Source organism: Mesorhizobium sp. SARCC-RB16n (assembly GCF_008520305.1).
Classification (GTDB): Bacteria; Pseudomonadota; Alphaproteobacteria; order Rhizobiales; family Rhizobiaceae; genus Mesorhizobium.
The window spans coordinates 147,678-166,817 of sequence record NZ_ML703263.1 but is presented as its reverse complement, the minus strand read 5'-3'; the positions used below and the strand labels follow the sequence as shown (position 1 = coordinate 166,817).

Annotated in this window: 19 protein-coding genes; 9 read left to right on the top strand and 10 right to left on the bottom strand. The window is 62.2% G+C overall.

Annotated elements, in window-relative coordinates; genetic code table 11:
* Positions 1 to 122 precede the first annotated feature (122 nt).
* From C7I87_RS09465 to C7I87_RS09455, 3 genes are all read left to right on the top strand, one after another.
* Positions 123 to 719: a superoxide dismutase gene (locus tag C7I87_RS09465; RefSeq protein WP_056563640.1), complete on the top strand. Its 597-nt coding sequence runs from the start codon at positions 123 to 125 to the stop codon at positions 717 to 719.
* 209 nt (positions 720 to 928) lie between these two features.
* On the top strand, positions 929 to 1,366 hold the full coding sequence (locus tag C7I87_RS09460) for a c-type cytochrome (protein ID WP_149903944.1): 438 nt from the start codon (positions 929 to 931) through the stop codon (positions 1,364 to 1,366).
* A 9-nt stretch (positions 1,367 to 1,375) separates the two neighbouring features.
* Positions 1,376 to 2,326, top strand: a complete 951-nt coding sequence (locus C7I87_RS09455; protein ID WP_149903943.1) for a cytochrome c — start codon at positions 1,376 to 1,378, stop codon at positions 2,324 to 2,326.
* On the opposite strand, the gene C7I87_RS09450 is transcribed toward C7I87_RS09455, so the two are convergent.
* Positions 2,323 to 2,724, bottom strand: coding sequence for an SET domain-containing protein (locus C7I87_RS09450; protein WP_140506104.1), 402 nt, complete (start codon positions 2,722 to 2,724; stop codon positions 2,323 to 2,325). The two genes, C7I87_RS09455 and C7I87_RS09450, sit on opposite strands and share 4 nt — an antisense overlap.
* A 229-nt stretch (positions 2,725 to 2,953) precedes the next feature.
* Positions 2,954 to 5,053: a S9 family peptidase gene (locus tag C7I87_RS09440; RefSeq protein ID WP_149903942.1), complete on the bottom strand. Its 2,100-nt coding sequence runs from the start codon at positions 5,051 to 5,053 to the stop codon at positions 2,954 to 2,956.
* A gap of 112 nt (positions 5,054 to 5,165) precedes the next feature.
* On the opposite strand from C7I87_RS09440, the gene C7I87_RS09435 reads away from it, so the two are divergent.
* Together C7I87_RS09435 and C7I87_RS09430 are read left to right on the top strand one after the other, a co-directional pair.
* A complete protein-coding gene (locus tag C7I87_RS09435; RefSeq protein WP_246696237.1) occupies positions 5,166 to 5,315 on the top strand; it encodes a hypothetical protein in 150 nt (49 codons plus the stop codon).
* A 346-nt stretch (positions 5,316 to 5,661) separates the two neighbouring features.
* Positions 5,662 to 6,087, top strand: a complete 426-nt coding sequence (locus tag C7I87_RS09430; protein ID WP_027143963.1) for a Ros/MucR family transcriptional regulator — start codon at positions 5,662 to 5,664, stop codon at positions 6,085 to 6,087.
* An 89-nt stretch (positions 6,088 to 6,176) separates the two neighbouring features.
* Here the strand turns inward: C7I87_RS09430 and C7I87_RS09425 are convergent, their stop codons facing one another.
* Positions 6,177 to 6,605 (bottom strand): SufE family protein, encoded by a 429-nt coding sequence (locus C7I87_RS09425; RefSeq protein ID WP_149903941.1) that lies wholly within the window; start codon positions 6,603 to 6,605, stop codon positions 6,177 to 6,179.
* Between the two features lie 100 nt (positions 6,606 to 6,705).
* Positions 6,706 to 7,053 carry a DUF5330 domain-containing protein gene (locus tag C7I87_RS09420; RefSeq protein WP_149903940.1) on the bottom strand — a complete coding sequence of 116 codons (348 nt, stop codon included), beginning with the start codon at positions 7,051 to 7,053 and terminating at the stop codon, positions 6,706 to 6,708.
* Positions 7,054 to 7,586: 533 nt separating this feature from the next.
* Between C7I87_RS09420 and C7I87_RS09415 the strand changes: the two genes are divergently transcribed.
* The 3 genes from C7I87_RS09415 to C7I87_RS09405 all read left to right on the top strand — a co-directional run bounded on the left by C7I87_RS09415 (position 7,587) and on the right by C7I87_RS09405 (position 10,495).
* Positions 7,587 to 9,338 carry a sensor histidine kinase gene (locus C7I87_RS09415; RefSeq protein WP_149903939.1) on the top strand — a complete coding sequence of 584 codons (1,752 nt, stop codon included), beginning with the start codon at positions 7,587 to 7,589 and terminating at the stop codon, positions 9,336 to 9,338.
* Positions 9,313 to 10,077, top strand: a complete 765-nt coding sequence (locus tag C7I87_RS09410) for a peptidoglycan-binding domain-containing protein (RefSeq protein ID WP_149903938.1) — start codon at positions 9,313 to 9,315, stop codon at positions 10,075 to 10,077. The genes C7I87_RS09415 and C7I87_RS09410 overlap by 26 nt, the downstream gene beginning before the upstream one ends.
* A gap of 70 nt (positions 10,078 to 10,147) precedes the next feature.
* On the top strand, positions 10,148 to 10,495 hold the full coding sequence (locus C7I87_RS09405; RefSeq protein WP_149903937.1) for a DUF1491 family protein: 348 nt from the start codon (positions 10,148 to 10,150) through the stop codon (positions 10,493 to 10,495).
* On the opposite strand, the gene C7I87_RS09400 is transcribed toward C7I87_RS09405, so the two are convergent.
* The 6 genes from C7I87_RS09400 to C7I87_RS09370 all read right to left on the bottom strand — a co-directional run bounded on the left by C7I87_RS09400 (position 10,473) and on the right by C7I87_RS09370 (position 18,157).
* On the bottom strand, positions 10,473 to 11,525 hold the full coding sequence (locus C7I87_RS09400) for a DUF2336 domain-containing protein (RefSeq protein ID WP_149903936.1): 1,053 nt from the start codon (positions 11,523 to 11,525) through the stop codon (positions 10,473 to 10,475). The genes C7I87_RS09405 and C7I87_RS09400 overlap by 23 nt on opposite strands.
* 454 nt (positions 11,526 to 11,979) lie before the next feature.
* A complete protein-coding gene (locus C7I87_RS09390; RefSeq protein WP_149903934.1) occupies positions 11,980 to 12,549 on the bottom strand; it encodes a DUF1254 domain-containing protein in 570 nt (189 codons plus the stop codon).
* Positions 12,542 to 13,126 carry a DUF1214 domain-containing protein gene (locus C7I87_RS09385; protein ID WP_149903933.1) on the bottom strand — a complete coding sequence of 195 codons (585 nt, stop codon included), beginning with the start codon at positions 13,124 to 13,126 and terminating at the stop codon, positions 12,542 to 12,544. Before C7I87_RS09385 ends, C7I87_RS09390 begins: the two co-directional genes overlap by 8 nt.
* A 109-nt stretch (positions 13,127 to 13,235) precedes the next feature.
* The gene (locus C7I87_RS09380; protein WP_149903932.1) at positions 13,236 to 15,389 is read right to left on the bottom strand and encodes a transglycosylase domain-containing protein; all 2,154 of its coding nucleotides are present in this window, start codon (positions 15,387 to 15,389) and stop codon (positions 13,236 to 13,238) included.
* A 208-nt stretch (positions 15,390 to 15,597) separates the two neighbouring features.
* Entirely contained in the window at positions 15,598 to 16,530 is a 933-nt protein-coding gene (locus tag C7I87_RS09375) for a dimethylarginine dimethylaminohydrolase family protein (protein ID WP_149903931.1), read from the bottom strand.
* A gap of 40 nt (positions 16,531 to 16,570) precedes the next feature.
* Complete coding sequence (locus tag C7I87_RS09370; protein WP_188393787.1) at positions 16,571 to 18,157, bottom strand: zinc-binding metallopeptidase family protein; 1,587 nt, start codon at positions 18,155 to 18,157, stop codon at positions 16,571 to 16,573.
* 75 nt (positions 18,158 to 18,232) lie between these two features.
* Between C7I87_RS09370 and C7I87_RS09365 the strand changes: the two genes are divergently transcribed.
* A complete protein-coding gene (locus C7I87_RS09365) occupies positions 18,233 to 19,129 on the top strand; it encodes a LysR substrate-binding domain-containing protein (RefSeq protein ID WP_149903929.1) in 897 nt (298 codons plus the stop codon).
* Positions 19,130 to 19,140: the final 11 nt, after the last annotated feature.

The following is a 19,140-nucleotide window of genomic DNA, read 5'->3' as shown; positions in this document are numbered from 1 at the left end:
ACAGTTCTCGGGAACCCGCTTAGAAAAGGAACCGGCGCTTCACTTCCGGAGTTGCTCCAGCTCAATCCCGACCTATCTTACTTCGGTATCCACACCGGATTTTCCACGAGGGAGTACTACCCATGGCTTTCGAATTGCCCGCTCTGCCCTACGACTATGAGGCCCTGCAGCCCTATATGTCGAAAGAGACGCTGGAGTATCACCACGACAAGCATCACAAGGCCTATGTCGACAACGGCAACAAGCTGGCCGCGGAAGCCGGCCTTGGCGATCTTTCGGTCGAAGAGGTGGTCAAGCAGTCGTTCGGCAAGAATGCCGGTCTCTTCAACAATGCCGCCCAGCACTACAATCACATCCATTTCTGGAAATGGATGAAGAAGGGCGGCGGCGGCAACAAGCTGCCTGGCGCATTGCAGAAGGCTTTCGACAGCGATCTCGGCGGCTACGACAAGTTCAAGGCTGATTTCATCGCCGCCGGCACGACGCAGTTCGGTTCGGGCTGGGCCTGGGTTTCGGTCAAGGACGGCAAGCTGGCGATCTCGAAGACGCCGAACGGCGAAAACCCGCTGGTTCACGGCGCATCGCCGATCCTCGGCGTCGACGTCTGGGAGCACTCCTACTACATCGACTATCGCAACGCCCGGCCGAAATACCTCGAGGCCTTCGTCGACAGCCTGATCAACTGGGACCACGTTCTCGAACTCTACGAAAAAGCCTGACAGGCCTTCAGAAAAGCCCCGGCATGTGAACTGACCTCCGAAGGTTGTGTCCAACTTTACGGGGTCAGTTCAATGCCGGGGCTTTTCTTTTTCTGTACCGAGGTGCCGCGGAAAGGTCACACAAAATTCATGCGGGCAGAAGGGAATATTCCTTTCTCCACGTCCGTTAACGTCCTGTCCTGAAATGCCCTCATCACGGAGCCCAATAAATGAGAAAGCTTGTCGTCGCCATCTCTATGCTCGCACTCGCCGCGTCGGCGGCCTTTGCCGATCCGATCCTCGATCGGCAGGCTCTGATGAAGGAACGCGGAAAGATCGTCGGCGGCCTGTCGAAAGTGGCCAAGGGCGAGGAACCCTTTGATGCCGCCGCGGTGCTGACGCAGCTGCAGGCAGTGCAGGCAAATGCCGAGAAATTCGACGTAGAGGCCTTGTTCCCAAAGGGCAGCGATACCGGCGACACCACGGCGGCACCAAAGATCTGGGAAGACATGGCCGGCTTCAAGGCGGCCGAGGATAAGTATCTCGCCGACGTCAAGGCGGCCGTCGCGGCGGCTCCTGCCGATGTCGATGCGCTCAAAGCGCAAGTCGGCGTTCTTGGGTCGAATTGCGGCGCCTGCCATCAGAGCTACAGGGTCAAGAAGGGCTGATTGCCAGCCATGGCATGGCTGAAGAAGCTCGTCGGCGCGGCCCTCGTCCTGGGCGTCGCCGGCGCGGCCGCCGGGTGGCTGCTGTCGGCACCGGTCAGGCTCGATGCTGCAACCCTGGCGCAACTCGGGCCGGGTGACGCTGCCCGAGGCAAGCGCATTTTCTATGCCGGCGGCTGCACCTCCTGCCATGCGAAGCCTGGGTCGCAGGGCGATGCACGGCTTCAACTCGTGGGTGGCCTCGAACTCAAGACCCCGTTCGGCACTTTCGTGCCTCCCAACATTTCGCAAGATCCCAAGGACGGCATCGGCGCCTGGTCGATCGAGGATCTCGCCAATGCCATGCTGAAGGGTGTTTCGCCCACGGGCCAGCATTTCTATCCGGCATTCCCCTATGCCTCTTACGCGCGCATGAAACCTTCTGATGTCGCCGACCTCTACGCTTTCTTGAAGACGCTCCCCGCCGCCGCCGGCAAGCCGCCGGGCAATTCGCTGGCATTCCCATTCAACATCAGGCGTGGCATCGGCCTGTGGAAGCGCCTCTATCTCAGCGACCAGCCTGTCATTCCCCTGCCTGATGGCGCGCCGGAACCTGTTATGGCAGGCCGCTACCTTGTCGAAGGGCCGGGTCATTGCGGCGAATGCCATACGCCGCGCGACTTGGCTGGCGGCACCAAGAAAAGCGAATGGCTGGCCGGTGCCGTGGCCGCCGTGGGCCCGGGCGTCGTGCCGAACCTCACTTCGGGCGAGGGGGGCATCGGCGACTGGTCCGCGTCCGATATCGCAAACTACCTCGAAACCGGGTTCACACCGAATTTCGATTCCGTCGGCGGCGCCATGGTCGACGTGCAGCGCAACATGGCCGAGCTGACGGCGGATGACCGTGCGGCGATTGCCGCCTATCTCAAGGCGGTACCGCCGCATCCCAACGGCTATCCGGCGCGCAAGAAAAGCACGAACTAGTCCTCGGATTGCAGGTGGCGATCGCCGAGGAAATCGAAGCCCGTTTCGAAGAAATGGTTGTAGTTGCAGGTCATCTCCTCGCCCGGGGCGATGTCGCGCAGGGCGTAGGTTTCCTCAGGCGATGAGACATCGCAATTCGGCTCGTCGTCATGGTTCATGTAGCGGGCGTCGTCAGCCTCAAAGACGATATAGGCCGGATCGCGCCGGTCGGGGTAGGAATAGCGGTCGAGATAGTTCTTCACCGGCCCGGTCTCGCCCTCATAGGTCTCGACGTCGATGATCCGGTCGAACCGGGGGTCGAGCTTCCAGACGAGCGTGCCCTTGGCAATGTGGTTCTTGGCAAACACACCGATGCCCTGGATCGGCGATTTGTCGAGATAGACGTCGACGAGCAACATAATGGACCCTTGTGCGAGTGTGGGCTTCGTTGACCGGAAAAGTCGTGCTTTGGGTAGCGCGCGAGCGTCGCAATTGCGAGCGGAAATGAGCAGCGCGGAATTCAAAAAGTCATGATCATCATGCCTGCCGGCACGATGCTGAACAGCATCGCCGATGTGGCGATGACCGCCGAGATGCCGATCATCGCCATGACAGTATAAGACACATGGCCGGACGCGATCCCGTAAGCTATGCCTTGTCCGTCACCTTCAGCGTGAAGGCACAGGTATAGGCGATCTCCTCCAGGCGCGAAAACCGGCCGGAGGCACCGGCATGGCCGGAATCCATGTTGATTTTGAACAGCACCGGATTGTCGCCGCTCTTGCGGTCACGCAGCCGCGCCACCCACTTGGCCGGCTCCCAATAGGTGACGCGCGGATCGGTAAGACCGGCGAGCGCCAGGATCGGCGGGTAGTCGAGATCAGCGACATTGTCGTAGGGCGAATAGGCGGCGATCGTCCGGTAATCGTCGGCCGACGCAATCGGATTGCCCCATTCCGGCCATTCAGGCGGGGTCAGCGGCAGCGTCGCGTCGAGCATGGTGGTGAGCACATCGACGAACGGAACCTCGGCCACGATGCCGCCGAAGCAATCCGGCGCCATGTTGGCGACGGCGCCCATCAGCATGCCGCCGGCCGAGCCGCCCTGCGCGACGATGCGGTCATGCGCGGTATAGCGCTCGGCAACGAGGTGGCGGGCGCAGGCGATGAAATCGGTGAAGGTGTTCATCTTGCGCGCCCGCTTGCCGTCATCATACCAGCCGTAACCCTTGTCCTTGCCGCCGCGGACATGGGCAATGGCGAAGATCAGGCCGCGGTCGACCAGCGAGAACCAGTTGGTATTGAAGGCGGCCGGCACGGCGATGCCGTAGGAGCCGTAACCGTAGAGCAGGCAAGGCGCGGACCCGTCCAGCGGCGTGTCGCGGTGATGCAGAAGCGAGATCGGCACCAGTTCGCCATCGGCCGCGGGCGCCATCAGCCGCCTCGTGACGTAACGATGGGGGTCGTGGCCGGATGGAACTTCCTGGGTCTTGAGCAGCACGCGCTCACGGGTGCGCATGTTGTAGTCGAACACCTGCGACGGCGTCGTCATCGACGAGTAGGAAAAGCGCATTATTTCGGTGTCGTATTCCAGGGAACCTGAAAGGCCGAGCGAGAAGGCCTCCTCATCGAAGAAAATCAGGTGCTCCTCGCCATTGGTGCGATCGCGCACGACGATGCGCGGCAGGCCTTCCTTGCGCTCGAGCCGGACCATGTGGTCCTTGAAGCCGATCACCGACAGGATCAGCCGGCCAGGTTCATGCGGCACCAGTTCCTGCCAGTTGGCGCGAACCGGATCGCTCGCCGGCGCCGTCATGATCTTGAAGTCCTTGGCACCGTCCGCATTGGTCAGGACGAAGAAGATATCGCCGCCTTCCTCCAGCTCATATTGAAGGCCGGTCTCGCGCGCCGAAACCAGCTTCGGTTCGGCAAATGGATCGCTGGCGCTCAGCAGGCGATATTCCGAGGTCTCGTGATCGTTGATGCCGATCATGATCCATTCATTGTTGCGGGTTCCGTCGACGTTCATGAAGAAGCCGGGGTCGGTTTCCTCATAGATCAGGCGGTCGTTTTCGGGGTTCTCCCCCAGGGCGTGGAACAGCACCTTCGACGGCCGGTGGTTGGGGTCGAGGCGCGTATAGAAGAACCCGTCATTGCCCGCGTCCCACACGCCCGAACCGCCGGTGGCGGGAATCTGATCCGCCAGCTCCTTGCCATCGCCAAGGTCGCGCACGCGCAGCGTGTAGAATTCGGAACCCTTGTCGTCGAAGGCCCACAAGAGCTTGCGATGATCGGCCGAATGGTCGACACCGCCAAGCCGGAAATAGGCCTTGCCCTCGGCCTCGGCATCGCCGTCGAGCAGGATCTGCTCGGGGCCGCCATCGCGCGGCATGCGGAAATAGCGCGGCTGCTCGCCGCCAAGCCTGAAGGAAGAGCCGTAGGCATAAGGCCCATCCTTCATGGGGACGGAAGAATCATCTTCCTTGATGCGGCCCTTCATTTCCTTGAAAAGCTGCTTTTGCAGATCTGTTGTGTCGGCCATCAGCTTCGACTGGTAGGCATTCTCGGCTTCGAGTTCGGCGCGGATGCTCACATCGAGCAAGGAAGGATCCCTGAACATCTCCTGCCAGTTATCCGCCCGCAGCCAGGCATATTCGTCGGTTCGCGTAATGCCGTGATGCGTGTCGAAAACCGGCCGCTTCTCGGGTGCTGGTGGGCTGACGATTGGAAATCGGGAAGTCCTGGTCATTGCGTCTCGCTCTGGAAATTTCTTGGACGACGAATGAACACGCGATCGGGGCGGGTTCAAGAGCTGTGGCGTAGAGGTGGTATTGGCCTATGAGATGGCCGGAGGAGAGAAGATGACCATTCAGTCCCGTATTGCTGCGGCCTTCGCCGTTGTTTTGCTAACTCTGGTCTTTGCCGGCCAGTCTCATGCGACCGTATTCGTGGCTTGGCAAGTGGCCAGTGCGCAAGGGGTTGGCAACCTGTGGTTTTGTGGACAGATGTGAACAACCAAGCTTGTCGGCTTGGCCGCCAAGCAAACCGGAGCATCGAAACTTGCTTTGTGAGTTATCGCGAATGTAACGGCTAGCTGACCCGACGTCAGCCTTTGTCGGTTTGGCGACCGAAATATCGAAAAATTACATGGTGCACGAAAGATTGAAGCTGATCCCGCAATAGTTGATCAACATTCCTAAATATAATGCGCGGAGCGAATTGACTTACTTGACGCGTGGTCGCATTGATGTCCCCGTGACACGATTCGTCGCAGCTCTATCTGCGCAAAATTCGTGCAATGCCCTGCTTGTAAAAAGGGGCACAGACCGACGTAACTCTTGTTGGGGCCTGAAGACCATGGATATTGTCGAAACACCTTCTAGAAACAATGATGCGCTGATCGAGCTCACCGCCGATGTGGTGGCTGCCTATGTCAGCAACAATCCCGTGCCGGTCGGCGAACTGCCGAACCTGATATCCGATGTCCACGCCGCTCTCGGGCGTGTGGGCGGAACTGTCGAACAGCCGCCTGCCGACAAGCAGAAGCCGGCTGTCAACCCGAAGCGCTCGGTTCATGACGACTACATTGTCTGTCTCGAAGACGGCAAGAAGTTCAAGTCACTCAAGCGTCACCTGATGACCCACTATGATCTGACGCCCGATCAGTATCGCGAAAAGTGGAACCTTGACCCAAGCTATCCGATGGTTGCCCCGAACTACGCGGCGGCGCGCTCGCAGCTTGCCAAGAAGATGGGCCTTGGCCGCAAGCGTAAGGCGCGGTAGTCGCGGCTTGCCAGATTGGAACCGAATCAAACGGCGCCTTCGGGCGCCGTTTGATTTTGCGAGGGTGGAAAATCGAAAGCTGAAACCCGTCAGGCGGTCTGCGCGAGCGCCATCTCGGCGTCGCGTTTGATGCGCTTGACCATTGAGCGAAGGCCGTTGGCGCGCTGGGGTGACAGGTGCTCGTCGAGGCCGAGTGCCTTCAGCGTGGCTTCAGCGTCGGTTTTCTGGATTTCGCTTGCCGTCTTTCCGGAAAACAGCGCCAGCATGATCGCGACCAGTCCGCGCACGATATGAGCATCCGAATCGCCCGTGAAGGTGATGACGGGATCGGCGCCCGGACCCCGTTCGGTGGTCAGCCAGACCTGGCTGACGCAACCCGGCACCTTGTTGGCGGCGTTGCGCTCCGCATCGGGGAAGGGAGGCAAAGCTTCGCCAAGCTCGATCACATAACGATAGCGATCCTCCCATTCGTCGAGGAACGAGAAATCGTCGCGGATCGTCTGGATCGTGGTCGTCATGACCCGGATATAGTCACGCGGCGGCGCCGCGTCACGGAAAAAACAAGGACACCGCGGGCGTCGAGAGGGCAGACAGCCCGCGGTGCGCCGTCGAGACGGCCTAATTCTTTATCGGCAGGTTGACCGTTTCGGGCAGGACCACTTCTTGAACGCTGCCCGTCATTGTCGAGGTGTCGGGGCCGGCGGACTTGTCGTCCAGCATGGCGGCCGCGATCTTGGCGGTCTCCTTGGCGCGTGCGGTGATGGTGTGCATCGCCGATTTGCCCGTCTCACAGACATCGGGCTTGCGTTCGCAGATCCCGGCGATGTCACCGACGGCGTCGCGCGCCGCGAACAGGGCCTGGATCGGACCGACGCTTTCCTGGCCCGTTTCATCGGAACCGACACCCAGTGGCAGCGCCAGCAGTACCAGTGAAAACCAGAAAGCCATTCTTATCAGGAAGAACATGCCTTGCCTCTCGTCGTGACCGGATCATGCGTCATATGGCATGACCTCTTTTATGGGCAGGATGTTGGCACACAGGCACGAAAGACGGCTTGCATGATCACCGAGAATTTTCCTCAAATTTTAGGCAAATTCGAAACGAAGCATTTTGCTGTCGATTTGTTTCACATCGGGACGATTTTCGTTACCATCCGATGACCATCTATCTAGTTGTTTATACGATATTTTTTGCAAATGCAGGCAATCTCGTCCCTGTCTCTGGCCAGCTGACGGCGGGCGTTCGCGAATAACCCTCCGTTTACTATGGCTGCATTTGCCCGGGTTTTCGGCGGCCGTCATCCCGATATTTGCCGCAGGGGCGGCCTTGGTCGGCCCTGCCTTATCCATTCCTTAAACGCTGGATGCGAGTTTCAAAGCCAACCAAGACAATCTGCAAAAGCAGAGCTGTTCACGACGAGTGCGAGTGCGTTGAGTTGATGCCGATCGAGGCCAGATACGCTGAATTGCCTGGCGCAATGGCGGCCGGTTGTGAACGCATGGTTCATCCCAGCGTTCTCCAGCGGAGCGACCGCGAGCGCCAGCGCCGTTTCATCGGCGTGATGCTGGCCGCGCCGTTGTTTGCAGCGGGTGCTGCGGTCACGCTGGTTACATCGGGCATGGGGGCCGCCGTGACCATGGCCGCCATTTTCGCGGCCTTCGGCCTGTGCTGGTTCGTCGCCTTGCTGGTAGCAGCGACCGGCAAGATGGCCGCCGCGGGACCGATCGCCCTGGCGATGGCGGCGATTGCCCTTGGCGGTCTCATCGGTGCCGCCGGCGGATTGAGTTCACCTGTCGCCATGCTTGCCTTGGCGCTGCCATTCGAAGCCTGGTGGATCGGTGCGTCGCGGCGTGCGGCATTGTGGGGGGGCGCATCGGCCGTCGTCGCCATCGCTCTTCAGTCCCTGTCGGTCGCCTTCCTTCCATTCGCGGACGCGCACATCGCCGCCTGGCACTGGCTGGTGCCCTTGGCGTGGGCGTTGACCCTCATCCCACGCATATCGGCTTTTCGCGGCACCGCCGGCGCGGCCGATGCGGTCGATGCCGGTGACCGATTGGAAGACGTAATCGATGCGGTGGTCCTGCGGGTCGCCCGCCACGGCGAAGTCCTTGATGCATCCGCCAAGGCGCGCACGCTTCTGAAATTGCCGCCTGAATTGCTGTCCGGAACGGGTCTCTTCGACCGCGTCCACCTGTCGGACCGTGTCTCCTATCTCAGCGCCCTGGCCGACATGCGTGATGGCGCACTGTCGCGCCGTCTCGAATTGCGCATCAGGCTGCCCCAGAGCGGCAACGGCACCCAGAACGGAAATGGTTTGGTGGCCGACAATTATCAGCCATTCGCGCTCGAACTGGTGCGCGGCGAGGAACAAAGCGACGTCTTTACACTTGTCCTGCGCGAGAATGACGAGACTGCGCGGCTGCGCGAAGAACTGGCGCAAGCCAATGAGACGGCGGCCGCAGCCGAAGTGGCCAAAGGCCGCTTCCTGGCAGTGGTGAGCCATGAACTGCGCACGCCGTTGAACGCCATCATCGGCTTCTCCGACATGCTGCTGCACGAGATGTTCGGCGCCTTCAAGGACCCGCGCCAGAAGGAGTATGTCGGCCTCGTGCGGGATTCGGGCCAGCATTTGCTGGCAGTCGTGACATCCATACTCGACGTGTCGAGGATCGAATCGGGCGCCTACGCCACCGAGCCGGAGCCGTTCCGGTTCATCGAAGCTGTCGACATGTGCCAGTCGATGATGCGGCTGCAGGCGCAGGCCAAGAATATAGACCTGCAGGCGCAGATCGCCCCAGACGCAGGCGATATCAATGCCGATCGCCGCGCCGTACAGCAGATGCTCATCAACCTCGTTTCCAACGCAATCAAGTTCACGCCCGACGGCGGCGATGTCGTCGTCGGCGCCAAGCGGATCGGCTCACGTCTGCATTTCTGGGTCAGAGACACCGGCATCGGCATTGCCGAGGAGGATTTCGCCAATCTCGGCAAACCCTTCATGCAGATCCAGAACGACTATACCCGCCGTTTCGAGGGGACGGGTCTTGGCCTTTCCCTGGTGAAGGGGTTGGTGGCCTTGCACGAAGGGACCATGTCGATCGAGAGCATGCCGGGCGAGGGCACCACGGTGACCATCAGCCTGCCGGTCAGCGGGCCGAAGGGACGCCCCGCCAACGCGACCGGCGTGCTGACGATGCCGGTGACGAGGGCGAAAGGGGACGGAAATGGCTCGCTCCGCAAAACAGGCTAAGGCGGTCAAACGCCGCAGCAACGCCTTTCAGGACGGCGCCATCGCCGTTGGCGGCATGATTTCGCGCAATCCCGTCCTGGTGGGAGGATCGACCGCATTCCTGGTGACGCTGTTCTACGTCTCGGCCAACGCGCTGTGGTATCAGCCTTTCCCGCACACTGGGGCGTTTTTCGCCACGCGTCATTTCCAGGGCTTTCCGCACGCCGCCGATGAGCCGGAGACAACAATCAACATCGTGCGCCCCAATGCTGCGCCCGCCCCGATCAAGGGCGATCCGGTAGTCGAGCAGGTGCAAGGCATTTTGAAGGACCTCGATTTCTATTCCGGCACCGTCGACGGCATTTCCGGCCCCAACACGCGCAAGGCCATACAGGCCTATCAGCAGAAGGTCGGGCTGAACGCCTCGGGCGAGATCGACGCGCTACTGCTGGATCAGCTGGGTGCAACCCCGAAGACCGCCGCCGTGCCCAAGCCGCGGCCTCGTCCCGACGTGGCGCCGGCCGCCATGCCCGTGTCACTGCAGACGAGTGCCGCTTTGCAGGGGCCCGATCCCCGCATTGTCAAAATCCAAGCCGGACTCAAGGCCTTCGGCAATGACGACATGCAACTGGATGGCGTCGTCGGTGCGCGCACCAAGGCGGCGATCAAGGAATTCCAGTCGCTGTTCGGGTTGCCGCAGACCGGCGAGCCCGACGAGATCGTCTATGTCAAGATGCGCGAGATCGGCCTGACCAACTGACGGCCGAAACGACGGCTCGCTCTGCTTACGAAATTTCGGTAGAGAGCCCGCATGTCGTCGGGAGTCTTCCATGCGCGTAACCGCTGATCTGTGGGTGTCGGCCCTGTTGCGCCGGGTTTTCGGCGCTGGCGGATTTGCCGCAGTGGTCAAGCGCGGTGCGACCGAGGCCGGGGCTGTGTTCATCCTGGCGCGGGGCAGGATGGGTGAGACGGCTCTCTACGGGCCGGCACCGCAGACAAGCTACGATTCGGCCAAGCCCGAAGACCGTTTTTTCAGCCTTCTCGCCACCGGCGATGATGCCGCCGTGCTGGATGCGAGACTTGAGCGCGAGAAAAGATTCGATTCCGACATCTGGGTGGTCGAGATCGAGGCCGGGAGCGTTCCCGTCGAGGAGCTTATTTCCGTGAAGACACCCTGAGGCCGGGGGCGTCTTCGTCGCTGTTGGAGGCCTTGCGGCTGTCGCCGGTTGCCGGCGAAGCGTCGCGAGCCGCCTTGGACAGGATTTCGGCTTTCCATCCCCGCACTTTCTCCAGGGCCGTATCGCGATACAACAGGCGGTAGCGGTCGAGATAGGTGCGGATGGCCTGCGGATGCGGGAACAGGCCGGGATAGACGGCGACCGTGATCAGGAATGCCCGGTCCTCGCTGAAGTCGAGCGAACGCAGCGCCGCAAGCAGCGGCGCATAATTCTGGTTGGCGGTCAGCGATTGCGCGACCGAAAAATCAATGTCGAGGGCGTCCGCTAGCGCGGTCTGGAAGAACGCGGCGTTTCCCGTCAGTGCCGTCTCGCGCAGTTTGACATAGGTATCCGCACCTGGGAACGCATCGACCTTCGCCGCCAAGGCTTCGTTGCCGGTGTGCATCATGGAGCGCAGCCTGCGCCGTGCGTTCTCGGCGGCAAGGCCGGGCGTCTGCTGGCCGGGCATTTGCTGGCCAGGCATTTGCTGGTTTGTCTCGCTGTCCGCGGTCGCTTGCGTCTTCACGATAAGGCTTTGCGCCGGGGCTGCTTCCGGATCCCGCGTCCGTACCAAGGTCGGTCTTTCGAGCGCCCTGATCAGATCGGCGATGGTCGGGTTCAAATCCTTGCGACGCGCTATGGCGCGCGCATGCGGCAGCCCATGCCGGCCAATCAGCGCGATCAGGTCGATATCGCTGACGGCGCGCGAGCGGATGAGCAGCGGAGCGGCAATGTCGACCGGTTCCTCGCAGAGGCGCCGGACCAGGGCTGCGGGTGCATATTCGCATTCGGAAAGGGCGGCTGCCACATAGCGTCGCGATTCGACGGACACATTGTCGAACAGCGGCAGCGTCAGGTCTTCGAGCTGGCCGATCTCGCGGCGCGACGGGCGGGTCAGCGAGCAGAACGCCGACACGGCGGCGCGGAACAGCCTTTCGGCTTTTCCCGATTCCGTCCTTATCGCGATTTGCCTGAAATCCGAAGATGACACGAAGGATACGCCTGACAACAGATACACACTTGGCCTCGCGCCACCGGGACTGTGCCGGTTTCGCGATTGGCTCGGTCAGAAATTTCTGACCTGGGAACAAAGATCAAATTAGCGGCGATCCGTTAGCGCTCCGTTAACCCTCTGCCGGCCTTAATGATATTTGGAGGCGTTGCGTTGTGCTCCGGGGAAACCGAGAGGAATGCGCGAACCATGGGCATGGTACTGTCTTTCGTGCCGCGTGCGGCACCGACCAATCGAGCCAAGCAAACCACCGAAATACCGGCGGCCGTGATCATATTTCCCGGCATCCGCTATGAGCGGTCAAATACCGGCGAAGCGCGGCCGGCCGGACCAGACAAACCGGGATCGCCGCGGACGCCCGTGCCGCATCACTGAGCCTTGCTGAAGCCATGGCTTGGTCCGTCAGGCTTTCGGCTCTGGACCTATGGTCGGCCTAGAAATCCTGCAGCTCGCAGGAACTCTGATCGAGAAAGCGCGACACGATCGGTTTCCAGCTCTCGTCCGGCACGAAGCTGCGGATGACGAAGATGCCTTCGTCGATGGGCGCCTCGACGAAAATCGCTCCCTGCAGATTTTCGGGCAGGTCCTTGCGCACGTCGATCATCTGCGCCGGCGTCAGCACGACGGCATCCAGCTTACCGTCGGTCGCCGTATGGTCGTTGAAGGAATAGACATTGTGGCCGTTGCGGTCATAGACCGACACCGACCAGAAGGGCACGTTCCCCGGCGCCTTGATCCGGACCATTCCTTCCTCGAGGTCGAAGCGGCAGGCGGTGGCGTAGAACAGCGGGTCGACCGATTTCACCACCGGCGCGCCGCCGGCCTCGGCATCGAGCCGGTTCATCCTGTAGAGATCCGAAGCCATGGAGAGACGCGACCAGGCGTCACGTTCCGAAAATTCCGGCACCAGAAGCAGGACGATAATGTGGACGATGCCAGCGCCGACGAGGCCGAGCAGAACGGCATGCAGAAGCCTGCGCAGGGCGGCATGCAAACTACGCATCGCAGCCCGCCCTCACGATCCTGGGCAGCGAAACATCCGACAGGCCGGTGCTGCTGGCGATCGGCGTGTCGTAGAAGGTCAGGACGAAATACATCCTTCCAGAACCGTCGGTCAGGAGCCAGTTGCCCGGCATTGGGTGATGGCCGACGGAAATGATCACCGAATTGTCGGGTTGGCGCAGCACCTCGTAGGACTGAAGTGCCGCAAGCCGCGACTTGCCGGTCTCGACGACGCCGAGCGATTGATCGGCGGCATAAAGTGTCCAGAACCTAGCTGTCGGAAATCCACCCTCGATCCTGTAGGTGCATTCCCGCTTGAGCTGGTCGCCGGCGGCGTCATTTTCCGCCACGAAGGACAGACCTTCGGCGCGGCCGAGCGCCAGCACGCCCTCGCGCGCCACGCGCGCCTTGGAATAGGGGTCCGCGGCCGGTGTGCCGATGTCGGGGAAGGCTGTCCATTGGCCGATCCTGATCGCGCCGACGCCGTCCTGGATCTTCAGCGCATACCAGACGCTGGCGCCGCCGCCGCCAATGGCTATGGCAAGCGAAAGCAGCATCAGGAAGGCGTTCTTGAGCATGAAGGGGCCGGGCACGCGAAGGATTGCAGTTCGGGGATATCGCGGCGCAGGGCCTTGTGGCAAGCCGCGTGGTGGATTTGCCTGTCGGTCTTGTCTTACCGGGCGGATATCACAGGGCCGAAAGCGTCTCGGGTGGAGTGGGGGCGTCGAGTTTCGGCGCCATCTGGAACAGCTGGCTCATGTCCCGCAGCGTCTGCGTGGTTCGGCTGGACAACACCGGCGGCCGTTCGGCAGCGGCATCGGCCGCTGCCTGTTCCTCGCCCTTCTTCTGCGCCTCGGCGGCCTTGGCCGCGATCTCCTCGTCGACGAAGGGCTTGTCGATGCCGGGGATCGGCTTCAGGTCGATGTTCTGGTGCGCGTAGACCATCAACCGCTGCCACACCATTGCCGGCAGCGAGCCGCCGGTCATGTTCTTGGTCGGCGTGAAGTCGTCATTGCCTAGCCACACCGCCGCCGTGTAGTTGCCGGTAAAGCCGACGAACCAGGCATCGCGGTAGGATTGTGTCGTGCCGGTCTTGCCGGCGACGACGATGTTGGGAATTTGCGCCCGCCGCGCCGTGCCCATCACCGGCACGGCCGTCAGCATGGTGTTCATGGATTTCAGGGCCTGCTCGGACAGCACGCGGTGCGGTGGTGGCGCATCCTTGGTCCAGTCATAGACCACGTCGCCGGTGCGGGTGACGAGCTGGGTGATGCCGTGCCGGGAGCCGACGAAGCCGTTCTGGGCGAACACGCTGTAGCCCGTCGCCTGGTCCATCACAGTCATGCCAGAGGTGCCGAGCACCATCGTCTTGTGCCCCTCGAGCGGCGATTCCACTCCGAACGATTCCGCCAAAGCCTTGATCGGCGCGATGCCGAGATGGTCCTTGGCCAGCCGCACCGGCACGGTGTTGATCGACTTGGCCATCGCCATGATCAGCGTGATGTTGCCCGCCGACTCGCCGCCGTAATTGTGCGGGGACCAGTTGCCCCAACTGATCGGCCCGCCTGAAATGATCGAGTTCGGCGTGAAGCCATGTTCCATTGCCGTGGCGTAGACATACGGCTTGAACGACGAGCCGGTCTGCCGCAACGCCTTGGTGGCGCGGTTGAACTGGCTGGCGCCGTAGTCGCGGCCGCCAACGATCGCCCGCACCGCGCCGTTGGTCTCGATGACCACAACGGCACCTTCGGTGACGTTGTACTCCTTGCCGAACTGGCGCAGGTGGAACTCGACCGACTCCTCCGCTGCCTTCTGGATGTTGGCGTCGAAGGTGGTGTGGGCAACCAGCGAGTGCTGGCCGGGCTTGGCGATCTTCTTGACCTCGTCGAAGGCCCAGTCGAGGAAATAATCCGGGCTCTTCTGTTCGCCACGGTCGACGACGTCGGCCGGATGCAGTCTTGCCTGCAGCACCTGGCCTTCGGTCATGAAGCCGGAATCGACGAGGTTGGACAACACCACATTGGCGCGCGCACGCGCCGCCGGCAGGTTGATGTGCGGTGCGTATTTGGTCGGCGCCTTGAAAAGGCCGGCCAGCATCGCCGCCTCGGCAAGATTCAGGTCCTTGACGCTCTTGCCGAAATAGAAGTCCGCCGCCGCCTCGATGCCGAACGTGCCGCCGCCCATATAGGCGCGGTCGAGATAGAGCTGCAGGATTTCCTTCTTCGACAGATTGGCCTCCAGCCACAGCGACAGGAAGGCTTCCTTGATCTTGCGCTCGAACGTTCGCTCATTGGTCAGGAACAGGTTCTTGGCCAGTTGCTGGGTGATGCTCGAGCCACCCTGAACGACCGAGTTCGCCCGCACATTCTCGAAGATCGCGCGCGACAGGCCGAGCACGTCGATGCCGTAGTGCTCGAAGAAACGCCGGTCCTCGGTGGCAAGCACTGCCTTGATGACATGATCGGGCATCTCGTCGACCGGAACGGAATCGCGCTGGATGATGCCACGCTGGCCGATCTCGTTGCCATAGCGGTCGAGGAAGGTGACGGCGAAGTCGCCCTGGGCGCGCCAGTCGCCGGTGGTGTCCTGGAAAGCGGGTATCGCCAGCGCCAGCATCACCACCATGCCGCCGGCGCCGAGTGTAAAACCTTCGCTCAAAAGCTCGATGAGGCCACGGCGCCAGCCCTTGAGGCGAAAGCGCCGCGAGAAGATCGTCGCGGCTTCCCAGAACTGGCGCGCCTTGAACCCGATCTCGTAGAGCGAGGAATCGAGCCATGCGTCCAGCGCTAGAAGGCGGGAGGCGATCGGACCTCTTCTCTTGCGTGGTTCAGGGCTGACCATTCAAAAACCCGGCTCGGCTCTGGCGCGACCTGAAAACCGCAAACGGCAATTTCAGGGCGTCGCCCTGTCCGACTATTCATCCATTTTGCCGACGCTCACAAGAGCGGCGAGGACACAGCTGCGTGGTTTGTCGATGGAAAGGCGGGGTAAGCAGCTCGCCCGCTAGATTCTCGGTCCGGCGGGCGAGGATGGTTTGTCATTGCCGGGCTCAGGCCGCTTCGCGCTTCAGCGCCTGCGCCATGCAGTGGATGCCGCCGCCCGTCTTGGAGATTTCGCTCATGTCGACGGCCGCGACCTCGAAGCCGCGCGCCTTGAGTTTACCGATCAATGTCTGGCTGGAAGTCGGCGCAATCACCCTGTCCTTGCCCAGCGACATGAAGTTGCAGCCGAGCGCCATCGTGTCCTGGAAGGGGACGTCGATGATCTCGTGACCCTTGCCCTTCAGCCAGTCGACAATGCCAGGCTCGGTGCAGGCGAGGCAGACGGCGGTGAGTTTTTCGGCGATCGGCACCACCATCAGGTCGATATGGACGTAATATTCGTCGATGAAGGCGATGCGTGTCTCCCAGCCTTCCTTCTCGAACCAGGCCTGCACCTGGCGGGCGCCTTCCTCCTGCGTGCGGGCGCCGCCGCAGCCGATCAGCACCACGCCGTCCTCGATGACGTTGAAGTCGCCGCCCTCGAAGGTACCGGCCGTCACCATGTCATAGATCGGTATACCGAGCTTTTCATAGGTGCGGATGGCGGCGTAATTCTCGCCGCGCCGCCACCAATTGGCCATGGCGGTGATAATGGCGCCATAAGGCGTCATCACGCTGGAATCGCGGGAATAAACCTGCATCGGCAGTTCCGGCGTCGGCTCGTGCCAATGGATGTTGACGCCGAAATGCTCGTAAGCCGCGACCAGGTCCTTGTGCTGCGCCTGCGCGATCTGGACATTGCAAGGCGCCTCGCGCAGGTGCTTGCGCGACAGCGAACTGGTCGACAGATGGCGCAGGAAATTGGGCGATCCGAGCAACACGTCGGTCAACACGTCGGTTTCGTTGGCGAAGCCCCAGACGGTCAGTGGCTTGGTGCCCCCGGCCGGATTGCGGCGCTGCAGCGAAAACGGCTCGGCGACGATGCGATCATGAACGGTCATGCGGTTCTCCTCGTGGGCTAGTTCTCAAGGGTTGGTCGGGTCATGCGTTGCTTGGGATCCACCAGTCGCGCCCGCGCGCGGTGGTGACATATTCCGGCCAGCGGAAATTGATCGGCGGCTCGTAGTCGCAGAGCGGCGCGATCCAGTTGGAGCCGCCGATGCCGCCGCCGGTACGGGTGATGAACTCGTCCATCGCCGCATCGCGGGCGGTCTTGTCCTCGAGCAGGCGCAGCGCCGCGAGTGTGACCGTCTTCGCGGCGCAAATGACCATCGGGTCGATCGTTGCCGGAATGCCGCCCAGTGCGTTCATCACCCAGGAGGGATAGGCGCTATCATTCGCCGAACGGAGCGCTGGGCGAGCGACATAGAAGCGCGCGGTCGGCGCGTGCCAGCTCATGTCGGTGTAGTCGTCGGAGGTCGAGTTCACCTGGGACGGCGGCAGGTCGCGGCGCAGGATCGCCTCGGCCTCTTGTGGGGAAATCAGCCGCTCCAGTTCATCGATAAAGGGATTTTCGGTCGCGGTGCCGCCGGCATTGACCTGGATTTCGCGCGCGATCGTCTTGGAGGCTTCGTCCCAGCGAGGGGGTCCGACAGTCGAAAGGGCTTCGTAGGCAATCCCGGCCATGGCGTGGTTGGCCAGCCCCGGCCGCGACTTCGACACCCAGTGCCGCTCGTAGCGGCAGCCGCTGATCGCGGCCGCGGCCGCGGCGTTGCGGTCGAGCACCGCGGTCACCTGCTCGGCCATGCGAAGCGTCGGCACGCGGATCATGTACTGGATCTCGGCCAGGCTCGCCGGCAGATTGTCGGCCGTGGCCTGGCCAGCCGTCAGGATCGCCTCGCTGATCGACCAGCCGCCCTGGTGCGGCAGCATGGAATCGCGCAGCGCCTTGGAGGCCATGTACATGGTCATCAGCGCATCGTTGGCGCCAGGGGCGCGGACCGCCGAATGCGCCTGCGGGATCGGCGCGCCGTCACCTGCGCGAACCCAATTTTCGGGTTCGTCGCACACGAAGCGATAGATCATCGCGTAGGCCGCACCGCAATGCGTATCCCAGCGCGCCGTATTGCAGAGCGGCAGCATGTAGAAGGGATGAAAGGAGATCATGCCGGCAAGCCCGTCATAATAACCTTTGGCGGCATGGATCGGCTTCGAACCGCGCACCTTTTCGGCCGGCTCGCCGGTGAAGCGCAGCGTGCCTTGAATGTCGTGGCGCTGCATCGCGGCTTTGGTGGCGAGCAGGCCGCCGAGGCTTGCTATGCCGAGCCCCGAATGCGGATCGGTGTGGCCGCCGGCCTCGGCGCCAAGGCCGGGCCGCGGCTGCTTGACCGTCACCGCATCCTGGCAGTTGCCGGGTACCGCATCATATTCGGCATACATGCCCACGGTCGGTCCGGCGCCATTCGTCCAGTGAGCGCAAAAGGCGGTCGGCATGCCGCTCGAGCCTTCCTCGACGGAAAAGCCCTCGCGTTTCAGCCGATCGACGTACCAGGCGGCCGATTGGTACTCGCGCCACGCGGTCTCGCCGAAATCGAAGATGGTGCGTGTCCAGGCCGACAGCAGGGGCTGGATGCCGTCGAGGCAGGCAAGCGCAGTCTCTTGCGCCGATGTCGTCACCGGTTTGTCCATGCATCAAAGAAAGCAGTGAAGCGGCTCGCCAAAAAGTGATATGTTTTCCCGGTTCATGCAAATTCGGTTCACCTCTTGAGAATTCCATCCACGCAGGCGCTGCGCGCGCTCGACAGTTTCGCCCGTCACGGCAGCGTCTGGCGCGCCGCCGACGAACTGCACCTGACCCGCAGCGCGGTGAGCCATCAGCTTCGATTGCTGGAACGCGACCTTGGCTTCGATCTGCTGGAGCGTATCGGCAAGGGCGTGGCGCTCACCCCGCGTGGGCAGCGCTATGCCAGCGACGTGCGCAAGGCCCTCACCGTGCTGGGTGACGCGGTGACGCGCGACGCCGGCACCGGCGTCGGCGGCTCGTTCGCCGTCTCTTGTACGCCGGGCTTCGCCTCACTGTTCTTGTGCACCCATATCGGCGAGTTCCGGCAGATGTATCCTGATGTGGCGCTGCGCATCCTGACGCCCAGGCGGCTCGACGATGTCAGCAATGCCGAGGCCGACGCCTTCATCGCGTTTGGCGTCGGCAACTGGCCGAACCGCATGGCCGAGCTGTTGTGCGAAATCTCGTTCACGCCGCTCTGCAGTCCGACGCTGCTCAACAAGGTCGGCGGCTTTTCCCGGCCGGCGGACGTGCTGCGCGCCAATCTGCTCCATCTCGATGACACCGAGGATTGGGCACGCTGGCTGGCGCTGTCCAAGGTCGAAAACCCGGACACCGAAGGCGGCATCTTCTTTTCCGACATGAACCTCGTTTTCTCGGCGGCGATTGCCGGCCAGGGGATTGCCATGGGTGACGAACTGACCAGCCGCCGCGCGCTGAGCGAAGGCCGTCTGGTCAGGCCGTTCGACATCGCGATCAAGTCGCCGCGCTCCTATTTCCTGGTCTCTGAGCACGCCAAGGTCTCGCACCCGGTACTGGAAGCGTTCGCGGGATGGCTGAGGTCCACGCTCTCCGAGAACCGCGTTCAGCCTTATTGAGGGGCAGGTTG